Origin of the sequence: uncultured Bradyrhizobium sp., assembly GCF_964252615.1 — a bacterium.
Classification (GTDB): domain Bacteria; phylum Pseudomonadota; class Alphaproteobacteria; order Rhizobiales; family Xanthobacteraceae; genus Bradyrhizobium.
Map to the genome: position 1 here is coordinate 119,038 of NZ_CAXUNQ010000002.1, position 18,472 is coordinate 137,509.

Annotated in this window: 22 protein-coding genes; 13 read left to right on the plus strand and 9 right to left on the minus strand. The window is 60.7% G+C overall.

Going from position 1 to position 18,472, the window contains the following annotated elements:
• The first annotated feature begins 209 nt into the window (after positions 1-209).
• The 5 genes from ACFE72_RS01815 to pqqA all read left to right on the plus strand — a co-directional run bounded on the left by ACFE72_RS01815 (position 210) and on the right by pqqA (position 4,448).
• Positions 210-2,603, plus strand: a complete 2,394-nt coding sequence (locus ACFE72_RS01815) for a TonB-dependent receptor (RefSeq protein ID WP_375411331.1) — start codon at positions 210-212, stop codon at positions 2,601-2,603.
• Positions 2,604-2,664: 61 nt separating this feature from the next.
• A complete protein-coding gene (locus tag ACFE72_RS01820; protein WP_375411332.1) occupies positions 2,665-3,024 on the plus strand; it encodes a hypothetical protein in 360 nt (119 codons plus the stop codon).
• A gap of 47 nt (positions 3,025-3,071) precedes the next feature.
• Complete coding sequence (locus ACFE72_RS01825) at positions 3,072-3,404, plus strand: hypothetical protein (RefSeq protein WP_375411333.1); 333 nt, start codon at positions 3,072-3,074, stop codon at positions 3,402-3,404.
• Between the two features lie 438 nt (positions 3,405-3,842).
• A complete protein-coding gene (locus tag ACFE72_RS01830; protein WP_375411334.1) occupies positions 3,843-4,247 on the plus strand; it encodes an EF-hand domain-containing protein in 405 nt (134 codons plus the stop codon).
• Positions 4,248-4,367: 120 nt separating this feature from the next.
• Positions 4,368-4,448, plus strand: coding sequence for a pyrroloquinoline quinone precursor peptide PqqA (gene pqqA / locus ACFE72_RS01835; RefSeq protein ID WP_009031067.1), 81 nt, complete (start codon positions 4,368-4,370; stop codon positions 4,446-4,448).
• A gap of 81 nt (positions 4,449-4,529) precedes the next feature.
• Here the strand turns inward: pqqA and ACFE72_RS01840 are convergent, their stop codons facing one another.
• Positions 4,530-4,838: an EthD family reductase gene (locus tag ACFE72_RS01840; protein ID WP_375411478.1), complete on the minus strand. Its 309-nt coding sequence runs from the start codon at positions 4,836-4,838 to the stop codon at positions 4,530-4,532.
• A 167-nt stretch (positions 4,839-5,005) separates the two neighbouring features.
• Here ACFE72_RS01840 and ACFE72_RS01845 point away from each other — a divergent pair, with 167 nt between their 5' ends.
• Both ACFE72_RS01845 and ACFE72_RS01850 read left to right on the plus strand, forming a co-directional pair.
• Positions 5,006-5,866 (plus strand): hypothetical protein, encoded by an 861-nt coding sequence (locus tag ACFE72_RS01845; RefSeq protein ID WP_375411335.1) that lies wholly within the window; start codon positions 5,006-5,008, stop codon positions 5,864-5,866.
• A 118-nt stretch (positions 5,867-5,984) separates the two neighbouring features.
• The gene (locus ACFE72_RS01850) at positions 5,985-6,194 is read left to right on the plus strand and encodes a hypothetical protein (RefSeq protein ID WP_375411336.1); all 210 of its coding nucleotides are present in this window, start codon (positions 5,985-5,987) and stop codon (positions 6,192-6,194) included.
• A 189-nt stretch (positions 6,195-6,383) separates the two neighbouring features.
• Here ACFE72_RS01850 and ACFE72_RS01855 read toward each other — a convergent pair whose 3' ends face one another.
• A complete protein-coding gene (locus ACFE72_RS01855) occupies positions 6,384-6,731 on the minus strand; it encodes a hypothetical protein (RefSeq protein ID WP_375411337.1) in 348 nt (115 codons plus the stop codon).
• 64 nt (positions 6,732-6,795) lie between these two features.
• On the opposite strand from ACFE72_RS01855, the gene ACFE72_RS01860 reads away from it, so the two are divergent.
• Positions 6,796-7,173 carry a hypothetical protein gene (locus ACFE72_RS01860; RefSeq protein ID WP_375411338.1) on the plus strand — a complete coding sequence of 126 codons (378 nt, stop codon included), beginning with the start codon at positions 6,796-6,798 and terminating at the stop codon, positions 7,171-7,173.
• A gap of 12 nt (positions 7,174-7,185) precedes the next feature.
• Here ACFE72_RS01860 and ACFE72_RS01865 read toward each other — a convergent pair whose 3' ends face one another.
• Positions 7,186-7,968, minus strand: coding sequence for a quinoprotein dehydrogenase-associated SoxYZ-like carrier (locus ACFE72_RS01865; RefSeq protein ID WP_375411479.1), 783 nt, complete (start codon positions 7,966-7,968; stop codon positions 7,186-7,188).
• A gap of 108 nt (positions 7,969-8,076) precedes the next feature.
• Positions 8,077-9,027 carry a quinoprotein relay system zinc metallohydrolase 2 gene (locus tag ACFE72_RS01870; protein WP_375411339.1) on the minus strand — a complete coding sequence of 317 codons (951 nt, stop codon included), beginning with the start codon at positions 9,025-9,027 and terminating at the stop codon, positions 8,077-8,079.
• Positions 9,028-9,271: 244 nt separating this feature from the next.
• On the opposite strand from ACFE72_RS01870, the gene xoxF5 reads away from it, so the two are divergent.
• From xoxF5 to ACFE72_RS01890, 4 genes are all read left to right on the plus strand, one after another.
• Positions 9,272-11,077 carry a lanthanide-dependent methanol dehydrogenase XoxF5 gene (gene xoxF5, locus ACFE72_RS01875; RefSeq protein ID WP_375411340.1) on the plus strand — a complete coding sequence of 602 codons (1,806 nt, stop codon included), beginning with the start codon at positions 9,272-9,274 and terminating at the stop codon, positions 11,075-11,077.
• 107 nt (positions 11,078-11,184) lie between these two features.
• Positions 11,185-11,673 (plus strand): c-type cytochrome, methanol metabolism-related, encoded by a 489-nt coding sequence (locus ACFE72_RS01880; protein ID WP_375411480.1) that lies wholly within the window; start codon positions 11,185-11,187, stop codon positions 11,671-11,673.
• Between the two features lie 77 nt (positions 11,674-11,750).
• Positions 11,751-12,638: a substrate-binding domain-containing protein gene (locus ACFE72_RS01885; RefSeq protein ID WP_375411341.1), complete on the plus strand. Its 888-nt coding sequence runs from the start codon at positions 11,751-11,753 to the stop codon at positions 12,636-12,638.
• Positions 12,639-12,667: 29 nt separating this feature from the next.
• On the plus strand, positions 12,668-13,183 hold the full coding sequence (locus ACFE72_RS01890) for a PQQ-dependent catabolism-associated CXXCW motif protein (protein WP_375411481.1): 516 nt from the start codon (positions 12,668-12,670) through the stop codon (positions 13,181-13,183).
• Between the two features lie 202 nt (positions 13,184-13,385).
• Here the strand turns inward: ACFE72_RS01890 and ACFE72_RS01895 are convergent, their stop codons facing one another.
• From ACFE72_RS01895 to ACFE72_RS01915, 5 genes are read right to left on the minus strand one after another with little or no spacing between them, the layout of a single operon-like run.
• Positions 13,386-14,000 carry a hypothetical protein gene (locus tag ACFE72_RS01895; RefSeq protein ID WP_375411342.1) on the minus strand — a complete coding sequence of 205 codons (615 nt, stop codon included), beginning with the start codon at positions 13,998-14,000 and terminating at the stop codon, positions 13,386-13,388.
• A complete protein-coding gene (locus ACFE72_RS01900) occupies positions 13,997-14,845 on the minus strand; it encodes an ABC transporter permease (RefSeq protein ID WP_375411343.1) in 849 nt (282 codons plus the stop codon). The genes ACFE72_RS01895 and ACFE72_RS01900 overlap by 4 nt, the downstream gene beginning before the upstream one ends.
• Entirely contained in the window at positions 14,842-15,660 is an 819-nt protein-coding gene (locus ACFE72_RS01905) for an ABC transporter ATP-binding protein (protein ID WP_375411344.1), read from the minus strand. Before ACFE72_RS01905 ends, ACFE72_RS01900 begins: the two co-directional genes overlap by 4 nt.
• Positions 15,657-16,625, minus strand: a complete 969-nt coding sequence (locus tag ACFE72_RS01910) for a YVTN family beta-propeller repeat protein (RefSeq protein ID WP_375411345.1) — start codon at positions 16,623-16,625, stop codon at positions 15,657-15,659. The genes ACFE72_RS01905 and ACFE72_RS01910 overlap by 4 nt, the downstream gene beginning before the upstream one ends.
• Positions 16,626-16,645: 20 nt before the next feature.
• Positions 16,646-17,833, minus strand: coding sequence for an ABC transporter substrate-binding protein (locus tag ACFE72_RS01915; RefSeq protein WP_375411346.1), 1,188 nt, complete (start codon positions 17,831-17,833; stop codon positions 16,646-16,648).
• A 126-nt stretch (positions 17,834-17,959) separates the two neighbouring features.
• On the opposite strand from ACFE72_RS01915, the gene ACFE72_RS01920 reads away from it, so the two are divergent.
• Positions 17,960-18,469, plus strand: a complete 510-nt coding sequence (locus tag ACFE72_RS01920) for a DUF3280 domain-containing protein (protein WP_375411347.1) — start codon at positions 17,960-17,962, stop codon at positions 18,467-18,469.
• Positions 18,470-18,472: the final 3 nt, after the last annotated feature.

The window sequence follows — 18,472 nt, forward strand, 5'->3', positions numbered from 1 at the left end:
TCCCGAAATGGGCGACAAACATTCCCGCTTGGCGGATTGTTTTTTGTTTGCCAAACGTGTGCCGCTCCAGCAGTCTTCGAGCAATTGCCGAATTTCGTCGGGGACGACGACGAAATCGTCAGGAAGGGTGGGCGCTCATGGTTTGCAGTCGAAAGCCTGCTGAAAAAAACTGTTCTTCGCGTACCGGGCGTCCATCCGGGGTCGTATCCTTGTTGGCTACCCTCGGTATCGCAGCTCTTCCCGCCGCTGCTTTCGCGCAGGAACAGGCGCTTCCTGAAATTCAGGTCATAGCCAATACGCCGCTGCAGGGATCCGGCGTTGACCGCGAGAAGATTCCGTCCACGACCTATTCGGTCGACACAGCGGATTTCCAGCGCACCTATTCGCCTAATGTCACGGACACGCTATTTCAGCGTATTCCCGGCGTCACGCTCGCCGATCCCAACGGCAACAGCGCCCAGCAGGAGATCCGTTACCGCGGCTTCGCCGCTTCGCCAACGCAGGGGACGCCGCAAGGCCTTGCCGTCTATATGAACGGTGTTCGCATCAACGAGTCGTTCGGCGATACCGTCAACTGGGATTTGATCCCGACCAATGCGATTCAACGCGCCGATGTATTGACGGGCAATCCGGTCTTCGGCCTGAACGCGCTCGGCGGCGCGATCAGCCTGCAAATGAAGAACGGGTTTACCTGGCAGGGTTTTGAGCAGGAACTGCAGGGCGGAAGCTACGGGCGCGTTCAAGGCGCCATGCAATATGGCGTACAGTCGGGAAACTGGAGCACCTATATCGCGGCGCAGGCCATCCACGACGATGGCTGGCGGAAAGCGTCGCCGGCCAATCTGGGCCGCTTCTATGGCGACGTCGGCTGGCGCGACGACAAAACCGAATTCCATATCTTCAGTTCGGTGGCATCGACGACCTTCGGCGTCGCCGCGGCAACTCCGATCCAATTACTTAATCAAAGCTGGAGTTCGATCTATACGACGCCGCAGACAACCAGAAACGAGCTGGCGATGGTCGGCGTCAACGGCAAATACGCCCTGACCGACACCTGGTCGCTGCAGGGCAATCTGTACACGCGGCTGTTTCACCAGACCCATGTCGATGGTAACGACGCCGACATTGAGCGTTGCAGCGCCGCTTCCTCCTTCGCGAACAGCTTGTGTCTGGAAGACGACGGATTTACCCGTCCGGTGCCCTTTATCGGCGCGGCCGCACTGGCGTTTCGCAACCAATTTGCGATCCTCGACGCCAATAACAAACCGATTCCTTGCCCGTCCGGTACGGGAAACACCTGTGCGCCGGTGCCCTACGGCACCATCGACCGGACCGATACGCAATCGAAGACCTTCGGCGGATCGTTGCAGGCCACCAACGACGACAAGATATTCGGCCACGGCAATCATTTCGTCTTCGGCGGCAGCATCGACAACGGCAACTCGGCTTTCAACGCCAACAGCACGCTGGGTTTCATCTCGCCGGACCTGAATATAGGCATCAATCCGGCGATTCCCGGCAACGGCTCGATCATCCATACGGTCGGCAATGTCGGCTACACGCCGGTCGGCATCAATACCAAGAACACATATTATGGCATCTACACAACCGACACATTCGATATCACCGAGAAGCTCTCGGCCACCGCCGGTGGGCGCTACAATCTCGCCAAGATCTCGGTGCTGGACGTCATGGGCTCGAGCCCGGACCTCAACAGCGACTCGACCTTCTCGCGTTTCAATCCGGTGATCGGCGCGACCTATAAGATCGCGCCGTGGATCACGGCCTATGGCAGCTATTCGGAGTCCAACCGCGCGCCGACGCCGCTGGAGCTCGGCTGCTCCAACCCCACCAAGCCGTGTCTGCTCGAAAGCTTCCTGGTATCCGATCCGCCGCTGCAGCAGGTGGTTGGCCACACCTATGAAGCGGGTCTGCGCGGCACGGCGCCGTTGTGGAGCGGGTCGCTGCAGTGGAAAGCCGGGCTATACCGCACCGACAGCAATAATGACATCGTCAACCTGGCGAGCTTCATCCAGGGACGCGGGTTCTTTCAGAACGTTCCAGAGACGCGGCGGCAGGGCGTCGAGCTTTCCACCGAATACAAATCGGATCAATGGCTGGTGTACGCCGGCTACAGCTTCATCGACGCGACCTACCGCTTCACGGCAGATATCGCCTCGCCGAATAATCCGATGGCCGACGCCAATGGAAACATCCACGTGAATTTCGGTGACCGCATTCCCGGGATTCCGCAACATCAGTTTAAGGCGGGCGCGGAATATCTGGTCACGCCGGAGTGGAAAGTCGGCGCCGACCTGGTCGCCGTCGGGCCGCAATTCTTCGTCGGCGACGACGCCAATCAGAACCCGAAGCTGCCTGGTTATGTGGTGGTAAACCTTCACACCTCCTATCAGGCGACCGCGAATGTCACGCTGTTCGCCGTAGTGAACAATCTGTTCAACAACAAATACGCGTTGTTTGGGACCTATTTCGAGCCCCAGGGAACGGTGAAAGCGGGCTTGCCGATTGTGCTGACCGATCAACGCACGGAGGTTCCGGGCCAGCCCTTCTCGATCTATGCAGGCATCCGGGTGAAGCTGTAGCTATCCGGCCTGTACCGGCCTTCAAGACAACCCGGCTTATCCCATCGGAATGTGAGGGCAGTTGCTCGATCGCGGCCGCGACCCCTGTTTATCCAAAGGCACCTTGCAGTTGTCGATCCGCTGCTCATCCTTCCATTTTTCACCCAGCCGCTCCTTGCCGGTCAGGCTACCCGGCGCGCTCGAGGGAGCAGGTGCCGGGGCCGACGTTGCGGATGGACTTTCCGTCGCCGGCCGCTCTTGCGCGATGCTCGGCACCGCGCTGCAGATCGCGAATGCAAACAAGAAGGCGGGAAGCAAACGGTTCACGGCGGGCCTTTCTTTTCAATTGCGGGGCACGGCAATCGGGACTTCTGCATTCCTGTCCGACAATCGCGCCCGTCCTTGCGGAACACTTGACCGGCGGATTGTTTATCTAAGGTGAGGGTGCGCGGAAGACCACCCGAAAACTGCAAAACCAAGGAGCGGCAGATGAAGGCGAAACAGCTTATTATAACCGGTTGCGCCGTAATGGCTTTGAGTATTGGCGCCGCGCAGGCGGGTCCATGCAACGGTCCCGGCAAGTCTGCAAGCATGCCCGATGCGGGTGCCGGACCTACGCCGGGAAGTACCGGTCAAACCACGGGCACCGGTACCAAGACAGGTACCAACGAGCATGCTGCAACCAGCACAATGAACCGTGCAACCGGCGACGTCGCGGCGTCTTCGCAGGATGCGCAACGACAGATGCAGGCTCAACCGACCGCGGCACAGCAAGCCGAGGGCGCCAAGCCCGCAGCTCAGACGGCTGATTCAGGCTGCTGAACGCACACACCAAGTACCGGCGGCTCGGACGCGCAACCTGTTACGGCTTCGAATCGACGTGCCACCGTGCGGGCCACGTTTCGAAGTCTTCTGGTTTGCGCGGTTCCGGTCCTGGCACGTTGATCTGAATGCTATGCCCGTCTTGAAGGGCGCGGGCTCCGGTGGTCGCCGCGGCTTCCAGCGCAGCTTCGCTCGAGACATACCCGCCGATGCGTTCGCGGTCGCAGAACAGCGACCACCCAATCGGGGCCTTGACGACGTTGTAAACGTGACTTCCCACCGGTCACCCTAACTTCGTGATCGCACTCTAATCAGAGCCCAGGCCGATCCTTGCATTGACACGGTCACAGCCAACGATAACTATAACGTGATGCAGCGGCGATGGCGATAGCCAGCAGACCGTGCGCTTGCACGTGATCGTCGAACCGGAGGTCGCCAATGATATCGCGCCGTTCGATTGTGCTGACGCTGGGTGCCGCGGCATCGTCCGCGGTGAGCTTGCCGGTTCTTGCGGCGTCGCGCCGTAATCCGATCCGAATGTTCGATACGGATAATGACGGAACGCTTGATCTCGCGGAAGTCAAGCGGGCAGCTTCCGCCCTGTTCGACCGCCTGGACCCCGATCACGATGGCACGCTCGACAAGCGCGAACTGGCAGGACGGCTGACGACCAGGGAGTTGGCTGCTGCAGATCCCGACCGCGACGGCACGCTGAACAGAGACGAATACCTCGCTGTGGTGGAGCAGCGTTTCAACGCAGCCAATCCCGACAAGGACGGCACTTTGGACCCCCGGGAACTGAGCTCCAATGCCGGAAAGGCGCTGTTGCGGCTGTTGCGCTAAAGTCCCTGCTACGAAGTGAGTGTGCACCGCACTATGTAAGTTATGCTTGCGCAGCGGCCGTGGTCGTCCTAATTTCTCACCTGCGCGAGGTTCGCGCCACAATAAGCGAGGAGACCCCTGATGGCCTGGAAAACTCCGAAGATCGTTGAAGTGCCGGTCGGCATGGAAATCAACATGTACGCCTGCGCGGCGCGCAAATAGCAAATAGATTGCAATCTCGACGACGCGGCCCCCGGCGATCGGTGCTTTTCACCGCGCCGCGGGTCTGCGCCCGTTTGCCGGTCAAACTTCCTTAGTGTCGAAGAAATAGAGGTCCACCCCGCCATCGGCGAAGTTGCCGAGGTCGCGCGCGGTCGCCTGGCCTTCGGCCGAACCCAAGGCAGCCTTGATCGCATCGAGGGAGTCGAAATACAGCGTCGCGACCAGATGAATTCCGCTCGCCCCGGCGGGAGACACAACCCCGCCCGTGCTGACGTCATATTTTTTCAAACCGGGGAGCTTTTTTGCCAGCGGCACGTGGGTCGCGAAATAATACGCGTCGAAAACGTTGATGTCCTTGGGTTTCTTGTAAAGCACGAGCAGTTTAGCCATGGCATTCCTCTTCGTCGGCTGCGAGCACCACCATAAGCGCGCCGCGCTTTCAATCAACCCCGGCAATCCCGCGAATTCCTTATCGCACTGTTGCGCATAGGCCAGCGCCTTTGTGATAGGGTGTTTCGGGTCGGCAGAGTCGTCGCTTTTCGTTCATCGGAATGTGAATGTCGGTTCGCGCGAGAATCCTGGGCTTTGTCTGCATTGCGGCGCTGCTCCCGGCCGGGGCGCGCGCGGAAGGCATCGACACCGAGCATTTGTTCGCTTTCATGATCGGCAGCGACGTCGGCAACGTCGGCGAGAAGGAATTCCAGAGCCAGGCAACCGCTCGGTTTTCCAAGGCTGCCGGCAATTATCGCGCGATGGCCCAGGAATTCGAGCTTGAATTCGTGCCGGTCCGAAATGTCAGGATCGAAGTGGGAAGCACATTCGCGTCGCATGACATTGCCGGCGTACCCGGCTTTGCCGATCGGTTTCAATTCGGCTTTCAAGGAATCCTGCTCGACTTGCGCTATCGGTTCCTCGACCGAGAAACCGGTCCCTTCGGCCTGATTTTGGCGGCGGAAACGCATGCCGACCGCCTCGACGAAACTACCGCCGCGCCGGTGCGAAAGTACGGAACCGAGGTTACCCTGGCGGTCGACCGTGAGCTCATTCCAGACGTCAGCGTCGCGGCGGTCAATCTGATCTATCAGCCGGAATGGACCCGTTTTTCCGGCGCCGGACAAACCGAGCGGGAAGCCACCATCGGCGCCGCAATGGCGGTGATGGCGCAAATTCGTCCCGGCTTCTTTCTCGGCGGCGAGGCGCGCTATTTGAGGAAATACGATGGAATCGGTCTTGACGATTTCGAGGGTCATGCGCTGTTTATCGGCCCCACCGTCTTCGTCAAATTGTCCGACCGCTCCAGGCTGACCGCAAACTGGAGTTTTCAGGCGTGGGGACGTCCAGCCGGATCGACCGCCGCCCTCGATCTCCTTAATTTCGAGCGCCACCAGGCGCGGCTGGTGCTCGGCGTCAACTTCTAGGTCGGTGCAGTGGGCGAATCGGAGAATCCGGAGAGTGATTTCACGCCTAGTTGAAACCCCCGCTGCATGCGTTTCGTTTCTGTTGTGCTATTAACGCTGCGACGCAAGGATACACGGCATGAATCCCATAGACCTGATCGTGACGGTGTGCGCTGTGCTGTCGCCGACCACCTGCGAGGAGACGCATCTGGTATTTTCGTCAAGCGTTTCATTGCAACAATGCGTGATGGCCGCGCCGCCCTATATCGCGCAATGGGTGGGCGAGCATCCGAAATGGAATGCGGTACGTTGGCGCTGCGAATATCCGCACAGCAATGACAAGGCGTAATCGCGCCCAGTAAGGTCCGCGGGCTGAACGATATCCTGGGAGTCGCCCCCCAAGGGCGGGACCAGAACCCCGGGCGTCGCCTGTCTGACGCGACCGCTATACAAGGAAGATTGATATCTTCCAAAACATCGATGACACATCGTATGGTCCCGCCTTCCAGGGGACGACGTGAATGATCGCGCCGTCGTGCTATTTACTGCAGTCTTTCAAATCCTTGTCGGCGACGGAGAACACGGCGTCGGCCTTGATGTCGATGTCCCGCACAACGCATTGCCGCGAGTCCCGGTAGCCGACCTTGGCGTCATAACGTCCAGGCTCGATGCCGGTGATGCGCAGGCGCTCGTCGTGGTCCACCTCCTTGTCCCTGTCGTTCAGGGTCTGGTTCGGTCCCCAACTGTCCTTACCCGCCGGAGAAAGTTGAAAATTGGACATGGTTGCAGTGGTCAGGTTCCAGAGCCGGATGCCCTTGCCTTGGGCTTTCAACTGGGTGGACGTTGCCAGCAGAATGAGGGCAATGATGATCGGTGCGCGCGGCATAATAGTTTTCCATCCCTTGTTTGTGTACTAGCATAGTTTCGACCGCATGAGCAGGAGGACCGCAATGACACGTGCCGGATCGATGCGACCTCGTGTCTGCGCGCTCATCGTACTGGGAGCGGTCCTTGAGCCCGGAGCAACAGCTCTCGCCGCGCGCGCAGACGAGGTCAACGATTATCCCACGGCGGCGCGGTCCGAATATGTATTCGGCTGTCTGAAGGCCAATGGTGAAACGCGGCAGGCGATCGATCAATGCTCGTGCTCGATCGATGTTATCGCCTCGCTGCTGCCTTACGATCGTTACGTTACCGCGGAAACCGTACTGAGCATGGCTCAGGTTCGCGGCAACCTTGGCGGCCAATTCCGTTCCTCCGAGCAGGCCAACAGCGCGCTGAACGACTTGAGACGCGCCCAGGCCGAAGCCGAAGTGAGATGTTTTTGACGCGCTGCCGATCTAAATCCCCGAACCGTCGGTCTTCCACTCGTTCTGGAAAACGTGACCCTCGGTGTCCTTGGCTTCGACGCGAAAACGTCTTGCGCCATTCGGAACATAGGTGAACCGAATATTGGGATCTTCGGAAATCGAAATCCCGCCCTCCATCGCCAGCACCAGGCTGTCGTCCTGCCACAAGCGCAATTCATTGACGAAGAAGGCCGGAATATAGAGCTGGGTGACCTGATCCATCTGCAGGCCGGAATTGTTCGGATGGCCAATCATGACTTGGGCCTCGCGGGCGCCGCTGGCCGGACCATCGCCGGCCCGGGCGAATTGCCTGAAACGCATCTGGCCGAGCTTGGCTTGTGCGTCATCGGCATTCTTGGATGCCGGAGCGGAGCAGCCGCCGGAGGCCTTCACATAGGTTTTCGCGACGTAGAGTTTGCCGTCGCTCAGTTCGGCGACCGCGTGGACGTCGGTGTAATTGTTGACGCGTACCCGCGTGGAAATCTCCGACACCGCGGAGTCCTGTCCCAGTTCGAACCGTGCCGCCATCGGCGCCGGATTCTGGTCGATCACCAGCGTGACCGCCAGCACCCGCCTGCTGTCGCCGGGTGGGAGCATGGCACGCAGGGTGACGGGAACGATCGCCGCATCCTCGGCGCGGTATGGCATCTCGATGCCGATTACGCCGGCGCCGTCGTTCATCGCGCGATTGTTGAAGATGTCCTGTACCAGGCCGGGCCACGGATCATACGGCTCGGGCGTCGCAGCCGGTGCGAGGCCCGCGCCGCACAGCATTGCGGCCAGCAAACCAGCGACGCAGAGCCGGTGGGAATGGCGTCCCAGCATAGTCGCGTTCCTCTCGAGGATCTAAGCACCGGCGCGGAGCATACTCCATCAAGCGGCCTATTCCCATTCAATTTCCGAAAATGCGGCGGTCGCATTGCGCGCGTTGTAGTCGTCGAACAACTCCCATCGGGATCGCTCCGAGGCTGCCGCAGTATCGGCCGCCGCCGTGATCGGTTTGCCTTGCGCGATCAGCGCCCGAACATCCGACGCCAGCTTTTCCAGGTACCGGCGCTCGTCCGCAAGCGCCGCGGGCCAATCGTGCACCTGACCGTGGCCTGGCACCACACGTTGCGCGGACATGGCGCTGAGTTGATCGAGGACCGTTAGCCAGCCGCGAATACTGCCGTCAAGGACGGGTAGGTGGGCGCGGAACACCAGATCACCCGAGAACAGGGTGCCGGTCGGTTGGTCGAGGACGGTGAGGTCGCTGTCGCTGTGGGCCGTGGCCCATGTTCTCAAGGTGAGGTTCCGGTCCCCGAGATCGAGCTGGAGCGTGCCGTCCACCAGCAGCGTGGGCGGTAAGATGCTCACCTCGCCAATCAATTCGTCTCCCATGATCCGGCCAAACGCATCGATATAAAATCGTCCGCGCGCGGCCATTGCGCGCGGCAGGTTCTTATGACCGACGAAGCTTGTCCCCTCGCTCAGGAATGCTGCATTTCCAAAGACATGATCCGGATGGCCGTGGGTATTTATGACGTATCGTATCGGCTTTTCGGTACGGGCGCGAACAGCCGCGAGCAACCGCCCTCCCTCGCGCGCGCTGCCGCCGCTATCGATTACTGCAACCGCATCGCGGCCGACGATGAACCCGACATTGGCAATGGCCCCCTCATTGTCACGTGTCATCAATTCTGTCACGCCAACGTGAACGAAAACGCCAGGTGCGATTTCGCTGACTGCCAGCGCGCTGTGCTGCGCCTGCATGACCGTTGGTGAAGCCAGCAGCGCAAAGGCGGCGAAAATGCCGACGCGATAAATCACACGCCGTCCTGAAATCGTTTGCATTGCAGCACGCCTGAAAAGATTTTTCTGTTGCACGCTCCAATTGACGGGCATAGCATTTGATTTGTTTCCGGTTTCGACTGAACTTCGGTGCACTGGGTTTGCCGACGTTTTTTGGAAGCTGAGCGGGCGCAGAGATTGGAAGTGTAACCGCTTCCGGACATGCATTCGATAGCAAGGGTTGGCGCTGGGTGCATGCCCACCGCATAAACAAAATAAAACTTGAAACAACGTGGGAGGTTTCGTTATGCGCAAGGTGCTACTCGCAGCCTGTCTTGGCGCAATGCCGGCGTTCATCGCCGGCGCCGCCAATGCCAACGATGCGCTGAACAAGATGTCGCAGGACCCGAAGGGTTGGGTCATGCCGGCCGGCGACTATGCCAATACGCGCTACTCGAAGCTCAATCAGATCACGGCGGCCAATGTCGCCAAGCTGCAGGTGGCATGGACGTTTTCGACCGGCGTGCTGCGCGGCCACGAGGGCGGACCGCTCATCGTCGGCAACATGATGTACGTCCACACGCCATTTCCGAACAAGGTCTATGCCTTGGATCTCAACGACGAGAACAAGATCGTCTGGAAATACGAGCCCAAGCAGGATCCGAACGTCATTCCAGTGATGTGCTGCGACACGGTGAACCGCGGCGTGGCCTATGGCGACGGCATGATCTTCCTGCATCAGGCCGACACCACGCTGGTGGCACTCGATGCCAAGACCGGCAAGGTGGCTTGGACGGTGAAGAACGGAGATCCCAGCAAGGGTTCGACCGGGACTTCGGCGCCGCTGGTGATCAAGGACAAGGTCCTGATCGGCATTTCCGGCGGCGAATTCGGCGTGCAGTGCCACGTTACCGCCTACGACATGAAGAGCGGCAAACAGGTCTGGCGTGCTTTTTCCGAAGGGCCGGACGATCAGATCATGCTTGACGCCGAGAAAACCATGTCGCTCGGCAAGCCGGTCGGCAAGGATTCCAGCCTGAAAACATGGCAGGGCGATCAATGGAAGATCGGCGGCGGCTGCACATGGGGCTGGATGTCCTACGATCCGGCTTTGAACATGGTGTATTACGGTTCGGGAAATCCCTCGACCTGGAATCCGAAGCAGCGTCCGGGCGACAACAAATGGTCGATGACCATCTTCGCGCGCGACGCCGATACCGGGATGGCCAAGTGGGTCTACCAGATGACGCCCCACGACGAATGGGACTATGACGGCGTCAATGAAATGATCCTCAGCGATCAGCAGATCGGCGGCGCCGATCGTAAGCTGCTGACCCACTTTGATCGCAACGGGCTCGGCTACACGCTCGACCGCGTCAGCGGCGAATTGCTGGTGGCCGAGAAGTTCGATCCGAAGGTGAACTGGACCTCCGGCGTCGACATGAACAAGAGCTCGCCGACCTACGGCCGTCCGGCGGTTCTCGATCAATACTCGACCGACAAGCAGGGCGAAGACCATAACAACAAGGGAATCTGCCCCGCCGCGCTTGGCACCAAGGACGAACAACCTGCAGCCTATTCGCCGGATACGCAGTTGTTCTACGTTCCGACCAACCATGTCTGCATGGATTATGAGCCCTTCAAGGTGAGCTACACCGCGGGCCAGCCCTATGTAGGGGCGACGCTTTCGATGTATCCGCCTCCCGGCGAGACCCATATGGGCAACTTCATCGCCTGGGACGGCAAGACCGGCAAGATCGTCTGGTCCAACAAGGAACAGTTCTCGGTGTGGTCCGGGGCGCTCGCCACCGCCGGCGGCGTGGTGTTCTACGGAACGCTGGAAGGCTACCTCAAGGCGGTCGATGCCAAGACAGGTAAGGAGCTCTATAAGTTCAAGACCCCGTCTGGCATTATCGGCAACGTCACGACGTATGAGAACGGCGGGAGGCAGTACATCGCCATCCTGTCGGGCGTAGGCGGATGGGCGGGCATCGGCCTTGCGGCCGGCCTGACCGATCCGACCGCCGGTCTCGGCGCCGTGGGTGGCTACGCCGCGCTGAGCAACTACACCGCGCTCGGCGGGACACTTACGGTGTTCGCGCTGCCGCAGTAGGCTGACGAAAAATAGCGCCGGCGCGTGGAAACCTCCACGCGCCGGTTCGTCTGTCATCGAATGTCGAGGAAATGCTCTTGCGCAGAATTTGGGTGGTGATTGCCACGATGGCCCTCGTGGCATCCGGCGGAATCGCTTTTGCCGACGGTCCCGGCGATCCGGCGGCCGTCAAATCCGAAGACGGTAAATATCTGGATAAGGACGGCGACCCAACCTTCAAGGTGGCGGCCGACGGTACCGTCGACTGGTATACTTATTCAGGGTATCGCCGTTATCATTCCGATTGTCACGTTTGCCATGGCCCCGACGGCGAGGGCTCGACCTATGCGCCGGCGCTGAAGAATTCGGTCAAGACCATGAATTATGGCGACTTCCTTGGCGTCGTTGCCAGTGGCCGCAAGAATGTCGGCCCCGCGCAGGACAATGTGATGCCGGCGTTCGGCGACAACCCGAACGTGGCCTGCTACATGGACGACCTCTACATCTATCTTCGCGCCCGAAGCGCGGACGCGGTTGGACGCGTGCGGCCGGCCAAGCATGAAGACAAACCTCCGGCCGCGCAGCAGGCAGAGGATTCCTGCATGGGCAAGCGCTGACGAACAGGATCGCTCGGATGCCCGGCGGTATATCCCATAGCCCGCGGGCGGACCCGATCGACAAGGAGAAGACGGCGATGACGAATGCCGCATTGCGCCGCCCGATGCTGCTCCCGCTTCTCGCGATCGCGGCAATGCTGACGGGCCTGGATATCTCTCGCGCGCAGACTGCCACCGATGGTCCCGATCTATCGATCGAATTGGTCGATCCCAAAGTGTTGCGAGTCTGCGCCGACCCGCGGAACCTGCCGTTCTCCAACGAAAAAGGCGAAGGGTTCGAGAACAAGCTGGCCGAACTGTTTGCCGAGAAGCTTCAAAAGCGGCTCGATTACATGTACTTTCCGCAGGCGACCGGCTTCGTCAAGATGACGCTGGGCGCGCATCGTTGCGACGTTATCATGGGTTTCCCGCAGGGCGACGATCTGGTCCAGGGCACCAATCCGTATTACCGCACGGCTTACGCGCTGGTCACCAAATCGGGCAACGGCCTCGACGACGTCGCCACGCTTGAAGACGAGCGCCTCAAGAGCAAGCACATCGGCATCGTCGCCGGCACGCCGCCTGCCACCAACATGGCGGTTGCCGGCCTGATGATGAATGCCAGGCCCTATCCGCTGATGATCGATACCCGCTTCGATTCGTCGGCGGCGGCCATGATCAAGGATCTGATGTCGGGCGAGATCGACGCCGGCATATTGTGGGGGCCGATGGCGGGCTACTATGCCATGCAGGTCAGCCCGCCGCTCCATATCATGCCGCTGGTGAAGGAAACCACCGGGCCGAAACTTGCCTACCGCATCGGCATGGGGGTTCGGCCTGCCGACCAGAACTGGAAACGGCTGCTCAATCGCCTGATCCAGGAGAACCAGCCTGCCATCAACAAGATTCTGCTGGAGTTTGGCGTACCATTGCTCGACGAGAATGACATGCCGATCACTGCGGAGAACGCAGCGAAGCGGCCCTGATGTGGAGGCCTGCGTGCCTGCTCGTCGCCATGGTCGTTTTGACGGTTTCGGGGCATGCGCAAGAGAGCGCTCCTGAACCGGAGGGATACCGCACGGACAACTACCGCGCGCCCGTTCCGGCAACCCTTGCCGGCGCCCGCGTTGTTTCGACCGAACAGGCCGAAGCCATCTGGCGCGCCGGCACGGGCGTTTTTATCGACGTGCTGCCGCACCCGCCAAAACCGCAAAATCTTCCTGTAGGCACGATCTGGCGCGACAAGCCGCGCCTCAACATTCCCGGCAGCGTCTGGCTGCCCGACACCGGCTATGGGATGCTCGCGCCGGCGACCGAAGACTATCTGCGGCGCGGGCTTGCCAACGCGTCCGGCGGCGACACCACAAAGCTGCTGGTGGTCTATTGCCAGGCCGATTGCTGGATGTCGTGGAACGCGGCCAAGCGGGTGCTTTCCTACGGCTACGCCAATGTGGCTTGGTATCCCGAAGGAACAGATGGCTGGCAGCGCGTCGATTTGCCGGTCGCGGAAGCGCAGCCGCCGCCGCGGTAGCTGCTTCCGCGGCCGATGGAGACCTCGTGTCCCAGACGCGGTGCAGCGTCCTTCTGCCGCGCAGAACCGGGACCATCACGAGTACCGATATTCCTGACGGTCCCGGCTTAGCAGCGCATCACGCCGCGAGCGCGGGCGGCGCCATGGCGCGTGCAGACGCGTATGGGCGCTTATGGCACAGACATCCGAAAAACGCTTCGCACTACTCCATCCCCTGCTGGATTACCCGTCCGAGCGCGAACAGCCGCTGATCGATTGCGATCGGCACCTCGCACACGAATTTGATCACGCGGCGGCGGTCTTCAAAAATCCGCGTTTCCCAGACCAGCTGGTTGCCGAGTTCTTCGACTTTGGCCTGATCGGGCGCGGGCACATCCTGCAATGCTTGCAGTGCCAACGTATGGTCGCGAATCTTCTCCGCCGCCTCGCGCTGCTTGCGGGTGACGCGCTCCAGCCCGTTCATGACGGACGAGCGCTGGGCATTGAGGGTGTCGAACAGGCCCGCAAACAGCAGCTTCCCCGCCTCGGTTTTCTTCGCGCTCAGATCCGACATAAACTCGGTGATCATTTTTTCCGCCTCATCGAGCGGCGTACGCCGAGCCGCGAGCCGCGGGATCAATGCGCTGACCTTGGTGTCATTCTTCCACTGGTCGGCGACATCATCCAGCGCCGGACCGTCCCATACCGCCGCAAGCGAGACGTCCGGCACCTTGGCCTGGGCGCAGGGCCAGTCCGGGTAGCGGGGATCGGCTGCAAAGCAGGAATCCGCCAATCCGCCGATCGCCAATGCCGCGCAGAGCATGACCGGCCACCTCATGATTCGCCCCCCGCTGGTCCGCGGCGGTTCATGCCGCGCGAGGGATCATAGGCGATGATGGCGCCGACCATGAATGCTGCCATGCAGCCGCCGACCACGGCAAAAGCAATCCAGTTCATCCGGCCATACAGCGCGAAACGGAGAAGCTCGACCACATGAGTGAATGGATTGAAAAGGCAGACGTAGTAAAGCATCGGACTTCCCTCTTGGACCCGCCACAACGGATAGAGCGCGGAGGAAGCAAAAAACATCGGAAAAATCACGAAATTCATCACGCCCGCAAAATTCTCCAGTTGCCGGATGCCGGATGAGATCAGCATGCCGAGTGAGCCGAGCATCAGCCCGGACAGCATCAGCGCGGGCAGTACCGTAAGATAACCGATCGGCGGCGGCTCAATGTCCCAGAACCACGCGATCGCAAGGAAGGCATAGACCTGAAGCACCGAAACCGCGGTTCCCGCGAGAAGCTTGCAGAACAGCAGGTACCAGCGCGGCAGCGGGCTTACCAGCAGGGTGCGCATGTTGCCCATCTCGCGGTCATAAACCATCGAGAGCGATGACTGCATGCCGTTGAACAGCTGGATCATCGCCATCAATCCCGGCGTGATGTACACCTCATAGAGGATATAGGTTTCGTATGGCGGGATGATGGAAATTCCAAGCACCTGACGGAAGCCGGCGGCGAAAATAAACAGCCACACCAGCGGCCGCACCAGCGCCGAGATGAAGCGCTCACGCTGGTGTACGAAGCGCAGCCCTTCGCGCCAGACAATGCCGTGCAGGCAGGTGAGATATTGCGCGAACGAAAATCCTCCCCGCTGGTCCTTCGCGATTGCCAAACTCATGGTGCGGCACCGGCGGATCCCGCGGCCGTTTCGGTCAGCCGCGCGAAAGCGGAATGCAGGTCACGGGCCTCCGCGTCCGCCACAATGCGCGAGACCTGGCCGCATGCGAGAATCCGCCCCTGATGCAGAACCACGACATCGTCGCTGCAAACGATCTCATCGAATAAATGGGTGGCCCAGAGCGCGCCGATACCTTGTTCGGAGACCAGTTGCCGGACGTGACCGAGAATGTCAGCGCGGGCCTTGACATCGAGGCCGACGGTCGCTTCGTCAAGCAGCAGCAGGCGCGGCCGGTGCAACAGGGCGCGCGCGATCTCCAGCCGCCGCATCTGGCCGCCGGAAAGATCCCGGACCTTGCTACCCGAGCGATCGGCAAGTCCGATGCGCGACAGCACTTCGCCCGCGCGCAACCGGGCCTCGTGCCGGTCGATGCCCTGCAGCGCGGCGTGGTACAGAAGGTTTTGCGCAACCGAGAGATCAAGGTCCAGCGTGCGCGGCTGGAACACCACGCCCATGCGCCGCAGCGCCTCGCCCGGCGCGCGCCCGATGTCATGACCGAAGATGCCGATTCGCCCGGTCTGCACGCGGAACAGCCGCGTGATCAGGGAAAACAACGTGCTCTTGCCGGCGCCATTGAGACCAAGCAGGGCGGTGAAGCTCGCCGGTGCAACGGTAAAACTGACATTGTCGAGCGCCCTGCGCGCGCCATAGCAATGGCTGACGCCCCCGATCGACAGAGCAGTGCCGGCAGAGGCGGGTTTTTCCGCGGGATTTGGCAGGGTATTGTCCGCGATCGGCATTTCCAGTTTCGTCATTTCTTCGCAATCGTGATGCCCCAGGGCAATTCGCCGACCTGGATGGTTTTGATCACCTTGAGCGCGGCAACGTCGATAACCGAAACGTCGTTCGATACGCCGTTGGTCACCAGCAGGTATTTCTCGTCGGGCGTAAATGCCATATGCCAGACGCGCTGCCCGACCAGCAGGTATTTGGTGACCTGATGGCTCGCGGCGTCGACAACGGCGACACGGTTGGCAGGACCAAGCGCGATGAACGCGGTCTTGGCGTCGGCGGTAATGCTGATCCCGACCGGCTGGATTGCTTCCTTGCGCATCCCTGGAATGGCAAATTCAATTTTCGCCGTGACCACATGTTTGGTCGGGTCGATCACGGAAACCGTTCCGCCGATTTCCGAAGACACCCACAGTTCGGAACTGTCACGCTTGAATTCGGCAAAGCGCGGACGCGCATCGACCAGAACATTGGCAACGATCTGACGCGCCGCGGTGTCGATGAAGTGCGCCATGTTGGTGGTTTCCGATGTATTGATCAGAATCCTTCCGTCCGGGCTGATCGCCATGCCTTCGGGCTCGACGCCGACCTGGACGTCTCCGACGCGAGCGCGCCGCTCGATATCGATGATGGTCACGGTGTTGTCGTTCTCATTGGCGACGTAGAGGATCCTGCCGGCCGCGTCCTGCACGAACAGTTCGGGATCCGGCCCCGAGGGCAGGGTATCCACCACTTCGAGGGTTGAGGTATCGATCATCTGAATGGTGTCGTCGTCGCCGACCGCGACCAGAACGAACTTGCCGTTTCTGGTGAACTCGATGCCGCGCGGCCGCTGGCCGACCTTGATGGTTTTTGTTACCACCCATTTCTCGGTATCGATCACCGAAACCGTGTTGCTCTTTTCGTTCGACACATAGGCAATGAAAGCGCCGGCAGGCGCCGTAGCGGCAAGCCAGACGATCACCGCCGCACCTAGACAACGACGCATGTGCCAGGTTTCCTTCTTGCTCACGGCAGTTTGCACTTGGTTTCGGGCCGGTCCATGCCGAGCGTATCGAGTTCCGAGACTTGATGCAGGAAACCTTCCTGCGGCGACACCGAAACCACCATACGGCCGTCCGCCAGCAGGATCGGCTGGCGAAGCTGCAGGTTCCAGTCCCGCAATGTAAGCCGCTGGCCCTTGAATGCCGCGATGGAAAAATCCCCGCTTTTGAGGAAATCGAGCACCAGTTTGCGGTCGCCGGAATTCACCCGCGAGGTTGCTTCGCCGATCATACGCGCCGCAGTCCATGCCTGCATGTCCAGCGCCGTCATGCGCCGAGAATTCAGCTTCAGAAAGCGGTTTTGCATCTGAATCGCACCCCATTGATCGTGAGCGGCGTCCCAGCTTTTGGGAACCAGTCCCGCGGATCCCGCAACCGGCCGTGGGTCCCACGTTCGATAGGGCAGATAGGGCGCAAACACCTCGCTCTCATCCGCGGCGATGAGAACGTCGTAGGCGGGTGCCGCCTGGGTAAACACCGGCATCTGTCGCTGGATCAGGGTCACGCCGCTGTCGGTGCGGCGTGCGCCGCCGGTATCCTGAAACACACGTTCCTGAACGATTTTTGCACCGAAGCGCGCGGCGGCGCGCCGCAACGCCTCGGCAAACAACCTGTCGTCGTCATGCGATCCGACCACCAGCACCCAGCGCTTCCACTGCTTCCACACCAGGTACTGGGCGAGGCCGTCCGCGAGCATCGAACGCGTCGGCGCGCTGTGGATCAAATTGGCCCGGCAATCCTGCTCGCGCAGGCGGTCGTCGATCGAGCCCGCGTTGAACAACACGGTTCCGCGATCACGAACCGCATCCGCTGCCATCAGCAGCGCGTCCGCGGGAAGATCGGCAATGATGAAGCCAATATTGCGGTCGGCAAGCGCAGCCGCCGCCTTCGCCGCGTCATCGCCTTCCTTCAGGCGAACTTCCTCCAGAATAAAATGCTGATTCAGGAACCTGCCGGTAGTGTTGTTGTCCTCGACCGCAAGGCGGGCGCCCGCGACGCCGTCATTCTCGGCGGGCTGCTCAACCAGCGACAGCGTCGGTTTCGTACCGGCACGGCTGAGATAGCCTACTCCGATCTCTACCTGATCGGCTGCAAGCACGCTGGTGATTGCCAGCGTACTCAAGCCGATCGCGCAGGCGAGCAAGCGGATCATGACTTTTCCTGTATCCTTTTCGACGAACGGCGATAGGGCGACTTCAAGCTTGAAACATGGCCGAATTGTCTTACGTTGCAACCGACATCTTGTCGCCGCGCCGTCGTGGATTCACGGGTCACGATCATGAGACCTCTCCCCTTCCTTGTTGCGTTGATACTGACGGCTTCAGCGCCGGCATGGGCAGGCCCGCCCAAAATCGCCGTGTTCGACTTCGAACTGGTCGATACCAGCCTGCAGGGTGATGTGGACGGACCGCGGACGGACGAGCAGGGCCGGCTCATGCGCACGGGCGATCAGTTTCGCAAGGCGCTGAGCGAATCCGGCCAGTTCGCCGTGCTTGATATCGCGCCGGTCAGCGCTGCGGCGCATGGCAGCAATCTGCAGGCCTGCGGCGGCTGCGACGTGCAGCTTGCGCAGCAGCTCGGCGCCGATCTCGCCGTCACCGGCGTGGTTCAGAAGGTTTCCAACCTCATTCTCAATATGAATATCTACTTGCGCGACACCCATACCGGGCAGCTCGTAAAGTCGATGAGCGCCGACTTTCGCGGCAACACCGATGAATCATGGTCGCGCGCGGCGAGCTATCTGTTGCGAAATCGGCTGCTCGCGCCCAATTACGGCGACCAACGATAAGTC